This is a genomic window from Novosphingobium meiothermophilum (assembly GCF_003171715.1).
Lineage (GTDB): Bacteria > Pseudomonadota > Alphaproteobacteria > Sphingomonadales > Sphingomonadaceae > Novosphingobium > Novosphingobium meiothermophilum.
Window position 1 is genome coordinate 81,574 of sequence record NZ_QGHL01000015.1, and the last position, 18,788, is coordinate 100,361.

The 18,788-nt window shown below is 64.0% G+C and carries 17 protein-coding genes; 6 read left to right on the forward strand and 11 right to left on the reverse strand.

Translation table 11 applies throughout. The features are described 5' to 3' along the window. Positions 1-31: 31 nt before the first annotated feature. Genes DKM43_RS13445 through bchF form a run of 11 tightly spaced genes read right to left on the reverse strand, consistent with a single transcriptional unit; the run spans position 32 to position 12,302 of the window. The gene (locus tag DKM43_RS13445; RefSeq protein ID WP_109799013.1) at positions 32-322 is read right to left on the reverse strand and encodes a hypothetical protein; all 291 of its coding nucleotides are present in this window, start codon (positions 320-322) and stop codon (positions 32-34) included. Beyond that, complete coding sequence (gene puhC, locus DKM43_RS13450) at positions 319-813, reverse strand: photosynthetic complex assembly protein PuhC (RefSeq protein ID WP_109799014.1); 495 nt, start codon at positions 811-813, stop codon at positions 319-321. Before puhC ends, DKM43_RS13445 begins: the two co-directional genes overlap by 4 nt. Beyond that, a complete protein-coding gene (gene puhB / locus DKM43_RS13455) occupies positions 810-1,433 on the reverse strand; it encodes a photosynthetic complex putative assembly protein PuhB (RefSeq protein ID WP_109799015.1) in 624 nt (207 codons plus the stop codon). Before puhB ends, puhC begins: the two co-directional genes overlap by 4 nt. Beyond that, a complete protein-coding gene (gene puhA / locus DKM43_RS13460) occupies positions 1,430-2,194 on the reverse strand; it encodes a photosynthetic reaction center subunit H (RefSeq protein ID WP_109799016.1) in 765 nt (254 codons plus the stop codon). The genes puhB and puhA overlap by 4 nt, the downstream gene beginning before the upstream one ends. Before the next feature lie 34 nt (positions 2,195-2,228). Continuing rightward, positions 2,229-3,668, reverse strand: a complete 1,440-nt coding sequence (locus tag DKM43_RS13465) for a BCD family MFS transporter (RefSeq protein WP_109799017.1) — start codon at positions 3,666-3,668, stop codon at positions 2,229-2,231. Beyond that, positions 3,668-4,399, reverse strand: coding sequence for a magnesium protoporphyrin IX methyltransferase (gene bchM, locus DKM43_RS13470; protein WP_407938501.1), 732 nt, complete (start codon positions 4,397-4,399; stop codon positions 3,668-3,670). Before bchM ends, DKM43_RS13465 begins: the two co-directional genes overlap by 1 nt. Continuing rightward, on the reverse strand, positions 4,396-5,292 hold the full coding sequence (bchL, locus tag DKM43_RS13475) for a ferredoxin:protochlorophyllide reductase (ATP-dependent) iron-sulfur ATP-binding protein (RefSeq protein ID WP_109799019.1): 897 nt from the start codon (positions 5,290-5,292) through the stop codon (positions 4,396-4,398). The genes bchM and bchL overlap by 4 nt, the downstream gene beginning before the upstream one ends. 10 nt (positions 5,293-5,302) lie before the next feature. Then, positions 5,303-8,899 (reverse strand): magnesium chelatase subunit H, encoded by a 3,597-nt coding sequence (locus DKM43_RS13480; RefSeq protein WP_109799020.1) that lies wholly within the window; start codon positions 8,897-8,899, stop codon positions 5,303-5,305. Next, positions 8,889-10,478 (reverse strand): ferredoxin:protochlorophyllide reductase (ATP-dependent) subunit B, encoded by a 1,590-nt coding sequence (gene bchB, locus DKM43_RS13485; RefSeq protein ID WP_109799021.1) that lies wholly within the window; start codon positions 10,476-10,478, stop codon positions 8,889-8,891. Before bchB ends, DKM43_RS13480 begins: the two co-directional genes overlap by 11 nt. Before the next feature lie 4 nt (positions 10,479-10,482). Beyond that, positions 10,483-11,778 carry a ferredoxin:protochlorophyllide reductase (ATP-dependent) subunit N gene (locus DKM43_RS13490; RefSeq protein WP_109799022.1) on the reverse strand — a complete coding sequence of 432 codons (1,296 nt, stop codon included), beginning with the start codon at positions 11,776-11,778 and terminating at the stop codon, positions 10,483-10,485. Continuing rightward, the gene (bchF, locus tag DKM43_RS13495; RefSeq protein WP_109799023.1) at positions 11,775-12,302 is read right to left on the reverse strand and encodes a 2-vinyl bacteriochlorophyllide hydratase; all 528 of its coding nucleotides are present in this window, start codon (positions 12,300-12,302) and stop codon (positions 11,775-11,777) included. The genes DKM43_RS13490 and bchF overlap by 4 nt, the downstream gene beginning before the upstream one ends. A gap of 376 nt (positions 12,303-12,678) precedes the next feature. On the opposite strand from bchF, the gene DKM43_RS13500 reads away from it, so the two are divergent. Genes DKM43_RS13500 through DKM43_RS13525 form a run of 6 tightly spaced genes read left to right on the forward strand, consistent with a single transcriptional unit; the run spans position 12,679 to position 18,785 of the window. Then, positions 12,679-13,419: a cobalamin B12-binding domain-containing protein gene (locus DKM43_RS13500; protein WP_161554094.1), complete on the forward strand. Its 741-nt coding sequence runs from the start codon at positions 12,679-12,681 to the stop codon at positions 13,417-13,419. 12 nt (positions 13,420-13,431) lie between these two features. After that, positions 13,432-14,847: a transcriptional regulator PpsR gene (ppsR, locus tag DKM43_RS13505; protein ID WP_109799025.1), complete on the forward strand. Its 1,416-nt coding sequence runs from the start codon at positions 13,432-13,434 to the stop codon at positions 14,845-14,847. Between the two features lie 50 nt (positions 14,848-14,897). Then, positions 14,898-15,800 carry a chlorophyll synthase ChlG gene (gene chlG / locus DKM43_RS13510; RefSeq protein WP_109799026.1) on the forward strand — a complete coding sequence of 301 codons (903 nt, stop codon included), beginning with the start codon at positions 14,898-14,900 and terminating at the stop codon, positions 15,798-15,800. Beyond that, on the forward strand, positions 15,800-17,113 hold the full coding sequence (locus DKM43_RS13515) for a BCD family MFS transporter (RefSeq protein ID WP_109799027.1): 1,314 nt from the start codon (positions 15,800-15,802) through the stop codon (positions 17,111-17,113). Before chlG ends, DKM43_RS13515 begins: the two co-directional genes overlap by 1 nt. Next, complete coding sequence (locus DKM43_RS13520; protein WP_109799028.1) at positions 17,110-18,306, forward strand: geranylgeranyl diphosphate reductase; 1,197 nt, start codon at positions 17,110-17,112, stop codon at positions 18,304-18,306. Before DKM43_RS13515 ends, DKM43_RS13520 begins: the two co-directional genes overlap by 4 nt. Then, entirely contained in the window at positions 18,303-18,785 is a 483-nt protein-coding gene (locus DKM43_RS13525; protein ID WP_201739873.1) for a TspO/MBR family protein, read from the forward strand. Before DKM43_RS13520 ends, DKM43_RS13525 begins: the two co-directional genes overlap by 4 nt. Positions 18,786-18,788: the final 3 nt, after the last annotated feature.

Here is an 18,788-nt window from a genome sequence, read left to right on the forward strand (position 1 = left end):
TCAGGGTGGGCCGCAATTGCGGTGTGCGCGTTCATTTCAGGCTCCCAGGATTGAAGCTGACTTCATAGAGTTCGGTCAGGCCGAGATAGGCGATCAGCCGGGTCCAGCCGCGCAGCAGGGGGCCTGCGCGCACCACGGTTGCCATGCGTTCGATCACCGCGCTCTGGCCAAAGGCAACGCGAATGGGATCGCCGTGAACGAACACGCGATCGCCGGGATGGACGGGAAGGTCGCCTTCCAGTTCGACATGCGCATGAAAGTGCGCCTCGCTCTGCTCCACCGCGATCCGGCAGGGAACGTCAAAGGCGTGGCGGGCCATCATGCACCTGCACCTTTGGCCGGGGTTTTCAGAAACTGCATGAAGGCCGCACGGTTGTCTGGTCCGAACGATCCCAGTTCCACCGAACGACCGGTAGCCGGATCAAGCAGCGATAGCGAACCGTTCTGCCACAGGGCCAGTTCGAAGGGGGCTTCCTGTCCCACCCCGCGCATCTTGCGTTCGCGGGCCATGCCGCGCATCACGCCGCGCACGAAGCCGCCGCCATCGTTCTCGCCCATTAGGACGGCGAGTGTTTGCCCACTGTCGGCATCCTCAACCACAACCGCGCCATCGCTCCGGTCGCTGAAGGTGAGGTGGCGGATCTCGACGGCGGCGATCCCGGCGCTTGCCCGTTCCGCCGAAGGCACTGCCTCGCGGTTGAGCACGCCAGTCTGCACCAGCGCGGTCAGCACCAAGGTTGTGGCAACGAGGGCGCCGGCAAGCATCAGCGCGGGCCGCGGGACGGTCTCGTCGTGCTTGTGGACAAGGCTCATGCCGCGGCTCCCTGAAGGCCATGCGCGGCTGTCGGCGCGGGCCTTAATGCAGCGGCCACGGCCTCGTTGGGCACGACTGCGGCACAAGCCCTTGCGAGAATGGCCGCAACATTGGCCGCATCGGGAAGCGCCCGCAGCATCGGCTGCGGCTTTGCCAGTTGCCACGGCCGTGCGTGCGGCCAGAGCATGGCATAGCCAAGCCGGTGGCGTCCGGTCGGAACCAGCGCAATATCGCCATATCCGGCGGGCAAGGCGCGCAGGTCAGCCGAACCGATCAAGGCAAGCGGCAGGTTGATGCACTTGTTGAGCGCCACTCCGATGCGCAGGACGACGCGGCGGTTGGTGATGGTATAGACCGTCGTGCGTGCCACGAGCACCGCGAACAGCGCCAGCAGGCCCTGTGTCAGCACACCGCCCGCAATGGCCGCAGCGGCGGCAACCAGCTTTCCGGTGGCAAGGCCATAGATCGCGAGGGCCGCGAAATAGGCACTCACCCACCGGGTGTGCAGGGCGCTGCGGGCAAAGTTGCGCCATTCGGGCGAACCTTGCCAGAGGATGTGCTCGCCTGCCGGGAGCTGGCCCGGCAGGCCGCGGATCGGCTCGTGGTCGTATTCGGTCACACCAATGGCTCCAGACGGTCTTCGTTGGCGTAGAGATAGCCGGTGCCGAAGTAGGCAACGGTGCGCTCTTCCTCGTAGCGGGTGATCTCGCCCGGATTGGCGGGGAAGGGTGCGTTGGCGAAATCAGCCGCATTGATCGCGTTGATGATGACCGCGTTCCTGCGCACCACAGCCATCGGCATGGGGGCAAGCACGGTCCGGCTGCCGGTATCGACCGCGAGGTAGCGGACCATGTGTTCGGCCCGGTCAACCCACAGATCGGTGACAACCCCGGCCTTCAGCCCATCGGCCCCGTAAACCGGAAGTCCGCGCGGATCGGTGCTGGCGCTCGCCACGCTGATTTCGGGCACTGCGCCCATGGGCACGATACGCGGATTGCCATGCGCGTCGATATCCGGCCACTTGGCGCGCTCCGCATAGGAACCGGGGCCGACGCCTGCCTCGAACACGTTGCCGATGGGCGAATAGGGCGCGCCGCCGAAGTTCTCGCGGCGCTTGGCCTTGATCTCGAAGGGATCGCGGCTGCCATTGGGAAACGAGACCTTGCCCTTGCCGAAGGGGAGGATGAAGGTTTTCGGGGCAGCGGTGGAAAGCGGCCCGCCCTCGCTGTCAGGGATGCCGGTCATGGCGTCTTCCAGCGGATAGCCTTCCCGGCGGTCCTCGCGGCGCAGCCAGAAGACAAGGGCGATGAAGAAGCCGATGAAAGTGATCATCGCGATCTGTGCGGCATCGATCGTGCCGACAATATTGCCGTAGTTCATGATGGTGTCCTTCCCGATTGCATGTGGCCCGGTCTCATGTGGGAAACTCCGTAAGTCCGAAGCGATTGCCGCCAGCGCCATTGCCTGCATCCCGGGCGGCAGCCGGGGTCTGTCCCACCAGCGGGCCGAGCACGACGAGCGTGGCGAGCAGCAGGAAGATTTCGACGATGTAGATCGTGGCATAGCCGGTGCTGCGGTGGGCCAGCGTATCACCAAGGCCATGCGCCACGGCGATGCCGGAAAGCAGATCGCGCAGCACCCCGCCCATGGCGATGGCAAGACCCGCAAAGGTTGTCTGCACCGCGCCCCAGGCGCCCAGTGCAAGACCCGCCGTCTTGCTGTCGGCCAGCGCCATGGCGGTTGTCAGCGTGCCGACTAGAAACAGCCCCGCACCCGTGCCGATCAGCATCGCGCCCAGCGCCAGCGCCAGCGGACTGCCCAGCGGTGCGGCAAAGATCACCAGCAGGAAGGCGGCAATGCCGATCACGCCGCCATATCCGGCGATGCGAAGGGCCTCCACACCGCGCGAAAGCCAGCGCGCGGAAAGCGCGAATGCCACCAGCGCGCCCAGCGCCCATGCGCCCGTAAGGCCGGTTGTTGCCCCCACCGAAAGGCCCAGAATCTCGCCGCCATAGGGTTCGAGCAGCGCATCCTGCATGGCAAAGGCAGTGGCGCCAAGGCCCACCGCGGTCAGCAGCCTCATGGTCACGGGCTGTGCGGTAAATGCTTGCCATACTTCGGCAAAGGCGGGGCGGTGGGTTTCGGGCGAAGCGATGGCGGGCTGGCGGGCTTCCTGCTTCCACAGCGCAACGAGGTTCAGGACGAAAGTGAGAACCGCCGCGCCCTGGATGACCTGAACCAGCCGGGTGGGGCTGAAATCGGCAAGAAGGCTGCCGATCACCAGCGATGCCAGCATCATGCCGGCCAGCAATGCCAGATAAAGAAGGGAAACTGCGCGGGGACGGTGTTCCTCGTCAACCAGATCGCCCGTCAGGGCAAGCCCGGCGGTCTGGGTGGTGTGCATCCCGAAACCGGCGAGAAGGAAGGCGAACGAACTGGCGATCACGCCGACCGCGAAAAGCTCTGGCCGTGCCATGAGCAGCAGCGCGAACGGCATGATGGCAAGGCCGCCGAACTGCATCAGCGTGCCGAACCAGATGTAGGGAACGCGCCGCCAGCCCAGAACGGAGCGGTGATTGTCCGAACGATGGCCGATCAGCGCGCGGAACGGCGCGGCGAGCAGGGGTATGCCGATCATCAGCGCCACGAGCCATGCCGGGATTCCCAGCTCGACGATCATCACCCGATTGAAGGTGCCGTTCAGCAGGACCATGGCCATGCCCACTGTCACCTGAAACAGCGACAGGCGCAGGAGGCGCGAAAGCGGCACCTCCTTGGTGGCCGCATCGGCAAAGGGCAGCCAGGTCATTGCCACCCGGCTCCACTTTGCGGAAAAGGCCTGTCTCTGCTGCATCAGCGCTTTACCAGTTCCATTCCGTGCGAGGTGTAGAACCCGCTGGAGATGCGGCCGCTGCGGCCGACTTCCCAGCCATCCAGCCCGGCCAGAGCCTGGCGCAGTTGGTCTTCGGCAATCGGCACGATTGCGGGCGAACGATCGGCGCGGGGGAAGATCTTGCCCACGGTGTGCATGGCACCAAGCAGCGGGGTGTAGGGCGCGAAAGTGAAGACAAGCGATCCTGTGCAGCGCCGCGCCAGTGCGGAAAGCGCCCACACCATGTCGGGCAGGGTGTAGTGGATGAGCGAGTCCATGGCGACCACATGGTCGAACCGGCCCAGCGCCGTGTCGAGCATATCGCCCGTGCGCCATTCGATCCGGCCGTGCCCCAGAAACGAAGGGGCACGCTCGCGGGCGATTTCGACCAGTCCTTCGGCCACGTCGATGGCCGTAACAACCGCACCGCGCCGCGCGGCCTCCACGCTGAGGCTGCCCGTCCCGCAGCCCGCGTCAAGCACATCGCAGCGCCGAAGGTCTTCGGGCAGCCAGCCAAGCAATTGCGCGCGCATGGCATCGCGCCCGGCCCGCACCGTGGCGCGAATGCCGCTGACCTTTGCGTTCGAGGTAAGATCGATCCACGCCTTGCGCGCGGTTCCGTCGAAATAGGCCGCAAGTTTCTCGCGCTGATGGTCGTATCCCGTGGGTGGGGCCTGCGTGGTGAAAGGCGTGGTGAACTGCGTGGCCATCATTCAAACCCCAGAAAATCGAAGATGTCGCGGTCCTTCATGGGGGCGGCTTCAACGGGATCGACACCGTCCCACAGCAACTGGGCAAGGCGCAGGTATTCCTGCTGCGCCGCGATCACTTCGGGCGAAGGCTCCATTTCGAAGAGCGTGCATTTCTTGAGGCGGCTGCGACGGATGGCATCGACGTCGCGGAAGTGGGCAAGGCGCTTCATGCCGATCGCATTGCTGAACCGGTCGATTTCGTCTGTCGCGGCAGAGCGGTTGGCGATGACCCCTGCCAGCCTGACATTGTAGTTCTTCGCCTTGGCGCCAATGGCCGCAACAATGCGGTTCATCGCAAAGATCGAGTCGAAATCGTTGGCGGCAACCACAAGGGCGCGTTCGGCATGTTGCAGCGGGGCGGCAAAACCGCCGCAGACGACATCGCCCAGCACATCGAAGATCACCACATCGGTATCGTCGAGCAGGTGATGCTGCTTGAGCAGCTTGACCGTCTGCCCCACGACATAGCCGCCGCAGCCGGTCCCTGCGGGCGGACCACCGGCTTCCACACACATGACACCGTTGTAGCCTTCGAACATGTAGTCTTCGGGCCGCAGTTCCTCGGCATGGAACTCCACCCCTTCCAGCACGTCGATGACCGTGGGGATCAGCTTCTTGGTAAGGGTGAAGGTGGAATCATGCTTGGGATCGCAGCCGATCTGGAGCACCCGGTGCCCCAGCTTGGAAAAGGCCGCGGCAAGGTTCGAGGACGTGGTCGACTTGCCGATGCCGCCCTTGCCATAGACGGCAAAGACCTTGGCGCCCTTGATCTGGTCGCGAGGGTCAAGCTGGACCTGAACGGAGCCTTCGCCATCAGGCTGGCTGAAGCGGGCGCGTGGATCGAGCAGGTTCATTGCATTCTCCTCATTCCGCCGCGATTGCAGCGGGGAACACGCCTTCAAGACGGTCCTCCAGTTCGTCGCTGGCCATGCGCAGCGCTTCGAGCGTGTCGTCGTCAGGTTCCCACAGTCGGCGTTCGCAGGCTTCGAGAAGCCGACCCGCTACGCGCGCCGAACTGGTGGGATTCAGTGCCGAGAGCCTTTCGCGCATGGCCGGATCGAGCACGAAAGTCTCGCTGATGCGCTGATAGACCCAGGGTTCGACCTGACCGGTGGTGGCAGACCAGCCAACGGTATTGGTCACGTGCAGTTCGATGTTGCGCACACCTTCGAAGCCATGCTTGAGCATGCCTTCGAACCACTTGGGGTTGAGCGTGCGCGTGCGGGTTTCGAGGTTGATCTGCTCGGTCAGGGTGCGCACCTTGGTGCTGCCCTGCGTGGCATCGACGATATAAACCGGCGCTTCCTTGCCCTTGATCCGGGCGATGGAACGGCTGACCCCGCCGAGACTGTCGACATACTGGTCCAGATCGGTGATTCCGACCTCGACGCTCTCAAGGTTCTGATAGACGAGATCGACATCTTTCAGCGCGCTGCGCATCAGTTCGCGCTGCGGCACCGGGGTTCCCTTGACGCCATAGGCGTAGCCCTTGCGTGTCTCGAAGGCGTTGGCCAGTTCATCGGGATCGGCCCAGACACCGCCGTCGATCAACTGGTTGACGTTTGCGCCATAGGAACCTTCGGCATTCGAGAACACGCGCAGTGCAGCCGTTTCAAGATCGCAGCCATGCTCCTGCTGGTAGGCCAGGGTATGCTTGCGCACGAAGTTCATTTCCGGCGGCTCGTCAGCGCTTGCGGCCAGAAGCGCGGCTTCGGCCAGCATGCGCGTCTGCAAGGGAAGGAGATCGCGGAAAATGCCCGAAAGCGTGATGACCACATCGATGCGGGGGCGGCCAAGCTCTGCCAGAGGGATCAGCTCGGCCCCGGCAAGACGGCCATAGCTGTCCATCCGCGGGCGCGCGCCCAGAAGCATCAGGGCCTGCGCAATCTGCGCGCCCTCGCTTTTCATGTTGTCGGTGCCCCACAGCACCATGGCGAGGCTTTCCGGCAAGGGCTGGCCGGAGGCGGCATGGCGGGCCAGCACGCGCTCGGCCTGATCGCGCCCCTGATTGCACGCAAAGGGGCTGGGCAGGCGGAACGGATCAAAGCCGTGGATGTTGCGCCCGGTCGGCAGAACCTGCGGATTGGCCAGCAGATCGCCACCCGGAGCAGGGCGGATGAAGCAGCCATCCAGCGCGCGGATGACTGCGCCCAGTTCATCGCAGGAATCAATCGCGGCCTCGATCCCGGCGCGGGTCGATGCCGGATCGGCCTCGGTCATGGCCTCGACCATCTCGGCGCGTTCGGCCCCTTCAAGCGGCGCGCCGAGCACATGCAGGCCATGCGGAATCAGGGTGCGCTCCAGCTCATAAAGGTGCGCGGCGAGGGTTGAAATGTCTTCCGCCTCGATGTCGAGCGCGGCACATTCCTCGTGGATCAGGGCTTCCAGTTCGGCCCGTTCGACCGCGTTGGTGGAAGAGCGCCAGCGATCCACGCTGGCCTTCAGGTCGGCAAACCCGCGATACAGCCCCGCGCGCGCCAGCGGCGGGGTAAGGTAGCTCAGCATCGTGGCGCCCGAACGCCGCTTGGCCAGAATGCCTTCCGACGGATTGTTCGACGCGAAGAGATAGAAGTTCGGCAGATCGCCCAGCAGACGTTCGGGCCAGCACTTTCCGGCAAGGCCCACCTGCTTGCCGGGCATGTATTCCAGCGCGCCGTGGGTGCCGAAGTGGAGGACTGCGTCCGCCCGGAAATCCTCGCGCAGCCAGTGGTAGTAGGCGGAAAATGCATGGGTCGGCGCAAAATCGCCGTCGAACAGCAGCCGCATCGGATCACCCTCGTAGCCGAAGGTGGGCTGCACGCCGATGAAGACATTGCCGAACATGGCGCCCAGGATCTGGATGTGCGAACCATCGGACTGCACCTTGCCGGGGGCCGGTCCCCACTGCGCCTCGATCTCGGCGAGGTGCTTTTCGCGGCGCACGTGATCGTCGCAGCTGATCCGCGCGGCAACATTGGCATCCGCGCCCCAGCGTTCGGCATTGCCCTTCAGAATGGCCTCGCGCAGCGCGTCCACCGAGGGCGGAACATCGACGCTGTATCCTTCGCGGGAAAGGCGCTGGAGGGTGGCGTGGAGCGATTCAAAGACCGCAAGGAAGGCGGCAGAGCCCGTTGCCCCCGCATTGGGCGGGAAGTTGAAGATGGTGATGGCCAGCTTGCGGCTAGCGCGTTCGGCGCGGCGCAGGGCAATGAGCCTTGCCACCTTTGCCGCCAGGGCTTCTGCGCGTTCCGGGCAAGCCTGCATGGCATTGACGGGGCCTTGGCGTTCGAAGGTGCAGCCACGGGCGCAGCCTTTGCAGGCTTCGCCAAGTGCGTCCGAGCGACCACCGAACACCGTGGGCAGGATTGCACCGTCGAGCTCCGGGATGGAAACCATGATGGTGGATTCGATCGGCAGCAGGCCCTGCCGTCCCGCGCCCCACTGCTCAATCGACTGGAACTCAAGCGGATGCGCGGCCACATAAGGCACGCCAAGCCTTGCCAGCACGTCCTCGGCAGCCTTGGCATCGTTGTAGGCAGGCCCGCCCACCAGCGAAAATCCCGTGAGCGAGATCACCGCATCGACCGTGGGCTTGCCGTCCTTCATGAAGAACTTCTCGATCACAGGGCGCGAATCGAGGCCGTTGGCGAAGCCGGGAACAACGCGCAGCCCCTCAGCCTCAAGCGCGGCGATCATGCCGTCATAATGGCCGGTATCCTTGCTGATGAGGTAGGAGCGCAGCAGCAGCAGTCCCACGGTGCCCTTGCCCCCCGGCCTTGTGGGCAGGAGCTTCAGACTTTCCGACAGCTTCTGGTCGGTCCGGGGGTGATAGACGCCCACTTCCGGATATTCGCGCGGCGGTTCGGCCGGGGTCATGCCACGGCGGGTCAGGCGCTCGCCCGCGGCATAGCGGTCAACCAGGGCGCGCACCATCGAGACGACATTGTCGTCCGAACCCGACAGCCAGTATTGCAGCGTAAGGAAATAGGCGCGCACGTCCTGTGCGGTTCCGGGAATGAAGCGCAGGATCTTGGGCAGGCGGCGCAGCATCCGCATCTGGCTGGCGCCCGCGCTGGCCCCCGGCTTGCCCGATCCGCGCAGCTTCTTGAGCATGGCGAGCGGTCCCTTGGCAGGGGCATCCATGCGGTAGTTGCCCATGCGCGTGAGACGCACCACTTCGCCAGCCGACATCAGGCATACCATGGCATCGCAGGCATCGCGCCGCGCTTCGAGCGCGGGCAGGATTGCGCGGATATGGTCGTCGAGAAACAGCATCGTGGCGATCACGATATCGGCCTGCGCAATCGCGGCTTTGGTTCGTTCAAGCGCATCGCCGGGATGAGCCCAGTCCGTCGCAGCGTGAAGCGTGAGGCTGATGTTGTCTTGCAGCAGTTGCGCGTTCGCGCGCTCGACCCCGCCCTTGAGGTGATTGTCGAGCGTGACAATGACGACACGGACCTTGGGGGCGCGGCTACCGGGCATAGTGGGCCTTCGCATCATAGAGGGTGGCAAGGTCGATCTCTGACCGGCCCTGCGCGATGGCAAAGGCTTCGGTGTTGCGCCGGGCCTTGCCGCGAACGAAGAACGGGATTTTTTTCAGTTCCTTTTCGGCCTCGGCCGTCCAGACCGGAGCGGGATCGCCAGAAGGGGCTTCCATGACGCCAATGGCCGCCTCGCCTGTCTGCTCCGCAGCCGGATCGGCCTCGGCGCGGGTGTTGGCGTCTGCCCGCGCCTTGGCGTGGAGATGGGACGGCCCGGCTTCGTCCGAAAACTCGAAATCGTCGCGGAACATGGTGAGCAGATGCTCTTCCAGCCCCATGACGAGCGGGTGGACCCAGGTGTCGAAAATGACGTTCGCACCTTCGAAGCCCATTTGCGGGCTGTGCCGGGCCGGAAAGTCCTGCACGTGCACAGGCGAGGAGATGACTGCGCACGGAATGCCGAAGCGCTTGGCGATATGGCGTTCCATCTGCGTGCCCAGCACCAGTTCGGGTGAGGCATTGAGGATCGCGTCCTCGACCAGCAGATGATCGTCGGTGATCAGCGGTTCGATGTCATAGAGCGCGGCGGCCTTGCGCATCTCGCGCGCAAACTCGCGGTTGTAGCAGCCAAGGCCGCACACTTCGAAGCCAAGCTCCTCATGCGCGATCCGGGCTGCGGCGATGGCATGTGTCGCATCGCCGAAGATGAAGACGCGCTTCCCGGTCAGATAGGTCGAATCGACCGAACGGCTCCACCATGGCATGCGCGATGCGTGATCAGCGAGGGCGGCCCCTGCATCGACACCCGCCAGCGCTGCCACTTCCTCGATGAATTCGCGGGTCGCGCCCACACCGATCGGCACTGTGCGGATGGCAGGCTGGGCAAGCGCCTGATCGAGCCAGCGCGCCGCCTCTGCGCCGATTTCGGGATAAAGCACGATGTTGAAATCGGCCCGGCCAAGCGTGCGAATGTCATGCGGCGAAGCATCCAGCGGAGCAACGCAGTTCACGTCGATCCCCATCCGGTCCAGCAGGTTGCGGATCTCCGCCACGTCGTCGCGGTGCCGAAAACCGAGGGCGCAGGGGCCGAGCAGATTGACAAGCGGACGGCGATTGTCGCGCGGGGCGGGGCGCAGGTCGCGGTCGGTCAGTTCGCGCACCAGACGATAGAAGGTTTCGGCCGCGCCCCAGTTCTCCTTGCGCTGATAGCTGGGAAGCTCCAGCGGGATGACAGGGCAGGGCAGGTCGAGCGCTTCGGCCAGCCCGGCTGGATCATCCTGAATCAGTTCTGCGGTGCACGAGGCGCCAACCAACAGGGCTTGCGGCAGGAAGCGGTCGAAGGCATCGCGCGCCGCGTTCTGGAAGAGGCTGGCCGTGTCCTTGCCCAGATCGCGCGCCTGAAATGTGGTGTAGGTGACGGGCGGGCGCTTGCCGCGCCGTTCGATCATGGTGAAGAGCAGGTCGGCGTAGGTATCGCCCTGAGGCGCATGAAGAACATAGTGCAGCCCGTTCATCGCGGTTGCCACGCGCATGGCGCCGACATGAGGCGGACCTTCGTATGTCCAGACCGCCAGCTGCATCGTCCTATACCCTCAAGATGTCGCGCCGCCGCAGCGGACGCGCAAAAAGTTCGGCAAGATCGCCGGCCTGTTCGAAACCATGAATGGGCGAGAACACCAGTTCGATCGCCCACTTCGTGGAAAATCCTTCCGCTTCCAGCGGGTTGGCAAGGCCAAGGCCGCAAACGGTAAGGTCGGGCCGGTCAATCCTGACCCGGTCGAGCTGAAGATCGACATCCTGACCTTCGCTGAGACGTGTTCCGGCCGGCAGCAATGCCAGTTCGCGCGCGTTCAGTTCGCGGTTGAGATAGGGCGTGCCGACTTCCACCGGGTGCATTCCCAGTTCAGTCGCAAGGAACCGGGCAAGCGGCAGTTCGAGCTGCGAATCCGGCAGGAAGCTGATGCGCTTGCCTTCAAGCCGATCACGGCGGTGGGCAATTGCGCGCTTGGCGCGTTCACGACCTGGCGCGATCACCCGGTTGAAATGCATCCGGTCAACACCAAACGCATCGGCGGCCGCCCGCAGCCAGTCGCTCGTGCCTTCGGCGCCAAAGGGGAAGAGCGCATCAAGCCTGCGCGCGCCGCGCCCTTCAAGCGCGCGCGTGGTTTCGGTCAGGAAGGGCTGTGCCAGAAGGAAGCGGGTCTGCGGCCCGATCGGGGGAAGGTCGGCCAGCCGCCGCGAGGGGAGATATCCAACGGGGCCGATTCCCAGTTCGGCAAAGAGCCTCGCGAACTGATCCTCCACAATATCGGGCAGGGCGCCGACAACCAGCAGGTTCGGCCGGTCGGCGGCCCGCGCGGCGGGCATTTCGGGCACAAGCGTGGTAAGGCAGGCATCCTCGCCCTCGGTGAAAGTCGTCTCGATGCCGCTGCCGGAGTAGTTCAGGATGCGGGTCGCGGGCGAGAACTTGACATCAAGCCGCTGCGCCGCCTTTCCGAGATCAAGTTTGATGACCTCGGACGGGCAGGAGCCCACCAGGAAGAGTGTGCGGATTTCCGGGCGCCGCTGGAGCAACCGTTCAACGATCCGGTCGAGTTCATCCTGGCAATCTGCCATGCCGGCCAGATCGCGCTCTTCGATGATCGCGGTGGCAAAGCGCGGTTCGGCAAAGATCATCACGCCCGCAGCCGATTGCAGCAGGTGCGCACAGGTGCGCGAGCCGACCACCAGGAAGAAGGCATCCTGCATCTTGCGGTGCAGCCAGATGATGCCGGTCAGCCCGCAGAACACCTCGCGTTGCCCGCGCTCGCGCAGGACTTCAGGAAGCGGCGCGGATGCACAGCCTGATTCCGGTGCAAGAAGGGTGTTCTCACCGCTCATGAACGGGTCTCCATGGCGGCTGCTTGCAGCCTTGCTGCGCGCAGTTTCAGCAGAAACTGTCCGGCATTGATGACATAAGCGGCATATCCCGCGAGCGCGATTGTCATGCGCTCCTCGAAGGTGCCGATCTGGCCGAACAGCATGACAAGGTAAGCCGTGTGCAGCGCCAGCACGAGCATCGAGAACACGTCTTCCCAGAAGAACGCGGGAGCGAACAGCCACTTGCCGAACACGACCTTTTCCCAGATCGAGCCGGTAATCATGATCGTGTAGAGCGTGAGCGTCTTGAAGACGACCGACATGTCGGCGGCAAAGGCGCCCTGATCCGTGATCAGGCTGCGCAGGACAAGCGCCAGACTGACGAGGAACACCACGAACTGGAACGGAGCGAGCAGACCCTGAACGAGGGTCCAGCGGGTTGAGTCGCGCCGTGCCCGCTCTTCGGGTGAGTAGAGCGCCCGGAGCGGGGCTTGTCCGCCGATTGCCTGATCGGCCGCTCCGAGATTGATCGCGTCCCCTCGCATGCAGGTTGTGCACCTTCGTAGTTCAAGGGGAAGACTACGCCTCACCGCAAGCAAGTGTCAATCTATCTTGACGACAAATAAAAATGACATCTGAGGGTTTGTCAGCAACAATTTACAGGCGTAGGGTGATGTTCCCGAACAGAGTCGAAATATCGATGCGGCAGTCCGGGCGGCGCGTTCTTGCGCCCTCACCAGACCGGAGGGGTCTGACATGGCAACTGTCTATGGTAGTGGCTCGTCAAGACAGCGCGCTAAATCGTCCCGGCCGGGCGGTTCGGCGCTTGCGGCAAGTGGCATCGCTTCGATAGGGCTTGCGCGGGACGGGCCGAAATCGGTCAATGCCCTGATCGAAGAGCAGATTATACCACGGTTGCTGATGGCGCATTCTTCCGGCCTTTCGCGCCAGACTCTGGTCGGCGCAATCACGGTCAGCCCGGCAGATGCGGCGGCCTTTGCCTCGCTCCCGCTGGAACTTGAAGCGGATGAGCTGTTCGCGATTGTCGAAGCGCTTCTTGGCAAAGGCGTATCGGTCGAGTCGATCTTCGTGGATGTGCTCGCCCCTTCGGCGAGGCGGCTCGGCCAGCATTGGGAAGATGACGAGTGCGATTTTCTCGACGTCGCGATGGGTTTGTGGCGTCTTCAGGAGGTGATGAGGCAGGTTGCCTTGCGCTTTCCCTCGGAACTTTCGCTGACGGCCGCGGGGCGCAGCGCGCTGTTCACGCCCATGCCCGGCGACGAACACGTGCTGGGCACCCTGATGGTCGAGGAGGTCTTTGCAAGGGCCGGATGGCAAACCGAGGCGCTTATCAAGCCTAAGCGCAAGGAACTGCTGCAAATTGTTGCCGAACGCCACTTTGATGTCATCGGCTTGACCATCAGTTGCGATTGTCCTAACGGCGCGATTACTGACCTAATTTCCTCGATGCGCGGCATTTCGCGCTCGCCGAAAGTCAAGGTTCTGATCGGTGGTCGAATGGTGAATGCCAATCCGGAAATCGTGGATGAAGTGGGGGCTGATGGCACGGCGGTGGATGCGCGGGCCGTGCTTTCGCTTGCCGAATCGCTTGTCCGGGATGCTGAACTTTCCGATTCCCGCTCCGCTTCTCGCCTCTTTTAGCCGGGGCGAGTGATGCCCGCCCGCAAGAACGCGCTAGAGGGAAAGCTTCCCTTTTCCAGCCCGCACCAGCATTTCGAAGAGATCGACATCCAGGCCGTAACACGTCTGGCGATGGTCGCGGGTGATCTCGTTCTCGTGATCGATCAGGTGGGGCGGATTGTCGATCTTGCTGCCAATCCGGCTGAGTTTCCCGATGCCCGCCAGTGGCTTGGCAAGGACTGGATCGATACGGTTTCGGTCGAGAGCAAGGCGAAGGTTATGGAAATGCTGGCCAATGCCCGCAAGGGCGTGACCCAGCACTGGAGGCAGGTGAACCAGATCACCGGCGATGGTCAGGTGCCTGTCCGTTTCGTCGTCGTCAGCATCGGCGGGCAAAGCCTCGCCTTCGGGCGCGACATGCGCGATGCGGCGGCGCTTCAGCAGCGGGTCCTTCAGGCGCAGCAGTCGCTCGAACGCGATTACCTGCGCCTGCGCCAGCTCGAAGCGCGCTATCGGATGCTGTTCGAGCAGACCGAGGAGCCGGTGCTCATCATCGAGGCAGACAGTTTCCGCATCCGCGAGGCCAATCATGCCGCGCACAGCCTGTTCCATGCCAAGCCCGGATCCTTGCAGGGCGGCAAGCTGACCGCCCTGTTCGCCAAGCCCTCGCGCGAGAGTCTGATTGCCTTTCTCGGCTCAGCGCTGGTCACCAATTCCCTGCAACCGATCGTGGCAGAACCCCTTGACGGGCGCCGCTCGGTTTCGATTTCGGCGAGCGGTTTCCGCGAAAGAGGCGGGCAGTATCTGCTCGTCCGGATCGCCGGGGTCAGCGGCGTATCCGAACATTCTTCGGATGCGACGCTCGACGTGGTCGAGACCATGCCCGATGCTTTCGTGCTGACCGATCAGCGGATGCAGATACAGGCAGCCAATGCTGCATTCGTCGAACTGGTTTCTGCTGCCAGTCTTGACCAGCTGCGCGGGCGCTCGCTGGGCGAGTTTGTCGGGCGGCCGGGCATCGACCTCGATCTGATCGAGGGGCAACTTGCCAAGCATGATGTTGCCCGCAATGTCAGCACAGTCATTGGCGCGACCGATGGTTTCGAGGGCGAACCGGTGGAACTTTCCGCTGTGCGCACCGGCGGGGAGCAGCCATTCTACGGGTTCGTGATCCGTCCGATCGGCCGACGGCTGCGCGACCTGCCAACCCCTGGCGACGCACCGCGCTCGGTCGAGCAGTTGACCGAACTTGTCGGGCGGATGTCGCTGCGCGACATCGTGCGCGAGTCGACCGATCTGATCGAGCGCCTGTGCATCGAAGCGGCTCTGGAATACACGTCGAATAACCGCGCTTCCGCCGCGGAAATCCTTGGCCTGAGCCGTCAGAGCCTCTATTCCAAGCTGCATCGCTACGGCCTTGGCAACATGGCTGACAGCGTGGACATCTAGAAGTGTCAATTTGATTTGACGCCTTTGTCCGATGGGCATAGGCTTCGGTCATGGCGCGATCGACAGTCTCGACTGGGATGACGCCGCCTCCGGCGGCTCGCGACGTGTTGGAACTTCTCAAGCCGATCACCTGGTTCCCGCCGATGTGGGCGCTGCTTTGCGGTGTGGTTTCCTCAGGCGTTTCGCCACTTTCGCGCTGGACTTTCCTGCTCGCCGGAATTGCCCTGACCGGCCCGCTTGTCTGCGGGACGAGCCAGGCGGTGAACGACTGGTTCGACCGCCACGTGGATGCGATCAATGAACCCGCCCGCCCCATTCCTTCGGGGCGGATTGCCGGGCGCTGGGGGCTTTACATTGCCATCATCTGGACGGTGATCTCGCTGGCGGTGGCAGCGTTCACCGGCAAATGGGTGCTGATCGCCACGGTGTTCGGGCTGGCCTGCGCATGGGCCTACAGTGCGCCGCCATTCCGTTTCAAGACCAGCGGCTGGCTCGGTCCGGCGGTTGTTGCGCTGACCTATGAAGGCTTGAGCTGGTTCACGGGCGCTGCCGTCATGGCAGGGGCGCTGCCTTCCGCGCCTATCATCGTGATCCTTGCGCTCTACAGTTTCGGTGCACACGGGATCATGACCCTGAACGACTTCAAGGCCGTTGAAGGAGACCGCGCCACGGGGCTGCGCTCCCTGCCAGTGGTTCTGGGGGAGAGGCCTGCCGCCCTTCTGGCCAGCGCGGTCATGGCGGCGCCGCAAGTCGTTGTCATCGTGCTGATGGTGCTTTGGGGGCACCGGGCATCGGCCGTGGCGATTGCGATTCTGCTGGGTATCCAGCTTGCACTCATGCCGCGGCTTGTTTCGGCGCCTGCGAAGAATGCCCCCTGGTATAATGCAACCGGCGTTTCCTCTTACGTGCTCGGCATGATGGCGGCGGCCCTTGGTCTTGGAGGATATGTGTGATGTCCGGCGGTTTCGGGTGGCTTTCCATCATCCGTCTGGGCATGGTCCAGGCCGCAATCGGCGCCATGGTCATGATCGCCACTTCGCTCCTGAACCGGTTGATGGTGCTGGAATACGGCCTTGCTGCGGGCGTTCCAGCGGGGCTGGTAGCCTGGCATTATGTCGTCCAGTTGTCGCGGCCGGTCTGGGGGCATGGTTCCGATCTGGGACGTCGCCGCACGCCTTGGGTTCTGGCGGGCATGGCCACGCTGGGTTTCGGCGCGCTGCTTGCGGTCTATGCCACCACCTTGCTTGACGCCCAGCGGATCGGCGCGATTGGCCTTGCGATCCTTGCCTTTACGCTGATCGGCGCGGGCGTGGGGGCTGCGGGCACCTCGATGCTGGCCATTCTTGCATCCGGGGTTGCCCCTTCGCGCCGTGCGGCGGCGGCGGCAACAACATGGGTCATGATGGTTTTCGGGATCGTGATCTCGGCGGGAACGGCCGGTGCCTTGCTCGACCCGTTTTCCGAGGTCCGGCTCTTTCAGGTGGCCGGGGGCGTGGTCGGCATTGCCGTTGTCATTGCATGCCTTGCCATGTTCCGTCTCGAGGCCGGCGGACCGCGCGAGGCGCAGATCGAACGCGCCGACTCGCCGCCCAGTTTCCGCGATGCCATTGCCGAGATTCTGGGAGAAACCGAATCCCGGCGCTTCACCCTGTTCATCTTCTTCTCGATGCTGGCCTACAGCATGCAGGATCTGATCCTTGAACCCTTTGCCGGGCTTGTTTTTGCCATGACCCCCGGACAATCGACCAGCCTTTCGGGTTTGCAGCATGGCGGCGTGCTCGTCGGCATGATCCTCACCGGTATTGGCGGCAGCGCCTTTGCCGGGCGGATGCCGGTTGAACTGCGGGTCTGGACCATGGTCGGCTGCATCGGATCGGCGTTGGCGCTGATCGGCCTGGCGTTGGCGGCAAAATGGGGCCCAGGCTGGCCGATTGCCGCCAATGTTGCCGCATTGGGCTTTTTCAACGGGGCCTTCGCGGTTGCGGCGATCGGGTCGATGATGGGGCTGGCCGGAGCAGGCAGGCGCACGCGTGAGGGGGTGCGGATGGGCGTGTGGGGGACGGCGCAGGCCATGGCCTTCGGCCTTGGCGGGCTTTCCGGCGCGCTGGGTGTTGATGCGATGCGCCGCATGACCGGCCATGATGGGGCCGCATTCCAGCTCGTTTTCATGATCGAGGCAGCTCTGTTCCTCGTTTCGGCAGCGCTGGCCATGCGCGTTACGGCGCAGGCACCACGGATTGGCCATCTTGAAGGGATACGGACATGAGCATGACGGATTTCGATGTCGTGGTTGTCGGTGGTGGTCCTTCGGGGGCAACGGCAGCGTGCGATCTGGCAAGGGCGGGGCACAAGGTGCTGCTGCTGGACCGGGCGGGGCGGATCAAGCCCTGCGGCGGCGCGGTGCCGCCCCGGCTGCTTGAGGAGTTCGAGGTGCCGCAATCCCTGCTGGTGGCGCGTGCGCGGGCTGCACGCATGGTGGCACCTTCAAGCCGCGCGGTGGACATGCCCGTGGGCGAGATCGGCTATGTCGGCATGGTCGATCGTGATGTTTTCGATGAATGGCTGCGCGACCGTGCCGCTTCAGCCGGGGCGCAACGGCGGACCGGCACCTACGAAGCGATCGAGCGCGACGGCGCTGAAGGCGCCGTTGTCTGCTACCGCGAAGAACGTGGCGGGCCTGTGCTGAAGGTGCGCGCGCGTCTGGTTATCGGTGCAGATGGTGCCCGATCCGGTGTGGCGCGGGAAAACATCCCCGGCGCTGAGCGCAACCCTTGCGTGTTTGCCTATCACGAAGTTGTCCGATCACCTGAAAGCACGCCGCAGGGCTTCGATGGGGCGCGCTGCGACGTGCTTTATCAGGGCAGGCTTTCGCCCGATTTCTATGCATGGGTGTTTCCCCATGGCGAAACGTCCAGCATTGGCGTGGGAAGTGCGCACAAGGGCTTTTCACTGCGCGGATCGGTGAAGGATCTGCGCGCCGACCTCGGCCTTGAAGGCTGCGAAACGATCCGCCGCGAAGGCGCGCCTATACCGCTCAAGCCCTTGAAGCGCTGGGACAACGGGCGCGACGTTCTGGTCACGGGCGACGCTGCGGGCGTTGTCGCTCCCGCATCGGGAGAAGGGATTTACTATGCCATGGCCTGCGGCCGGATTGCGGCAAGTGCGGCCGATGCCTTTCTGCGTTCGGGCAAGCCGGCAGCACTCAGGCAGGCGCGCAAGACGTTCCTGAAAGAGCACGGCCGGGTCTTCTGGATCCTCGGCATCATGCAATACTTCTGGTATTCCAGTGACAAGCGCCGCGAGCGGTTTGTGGAGATGTGCGCCGATCGCGACGTGCAGCGGCTGACGTGGCAGGCCTATATGAACAAGAAGCTCGTGCGGGCGGACCCCATGGCGCATGTGCGCATCTTCCTGAAAGACTGCGCTCATCTGCTTGGCCTGAAGCCGGTGGCGCGATGAACCGTGCAGCGCTGATCCCGATCAGCATTGCATCGCTGGCAGCCTTTGGCGTGGCCATGCTGGGCGCGACCATAACCGATCTCGGTCCATGGTATGATGCGCTGCGCAAGCCCGATTTCACCCCGCCGCGCCCGGTCTTTCCGATTGCTTGGACGGTGATTTTCGCCCTTGCCGCAATCGCGGCAGTCTCGGCATGGCGGGGCGCGCGCGACCTGCGCACGGCAGACACGGTGGTTGGCCTCTTTGCGCTGAACGGCTTTCTGAACATCGTCTGGAGCCTGCTGTTCTTCCGCTTGCAGCGTCCCGACTGGGCGATGTTCGAACTGGTATTGCTGTGGTGTTCGATTGTGCTCCTGATCGTTTACTGCCTGCGCCTGTCGCGGCTGGCGGTAGTTCTGCTGCTCCCCTACCTCGGTTGGGTCACTCTGGCCGGTGCGTTGAACTGGCAAGTGGTCCAGCTCAACGCGCCCTTCGGTTGAACC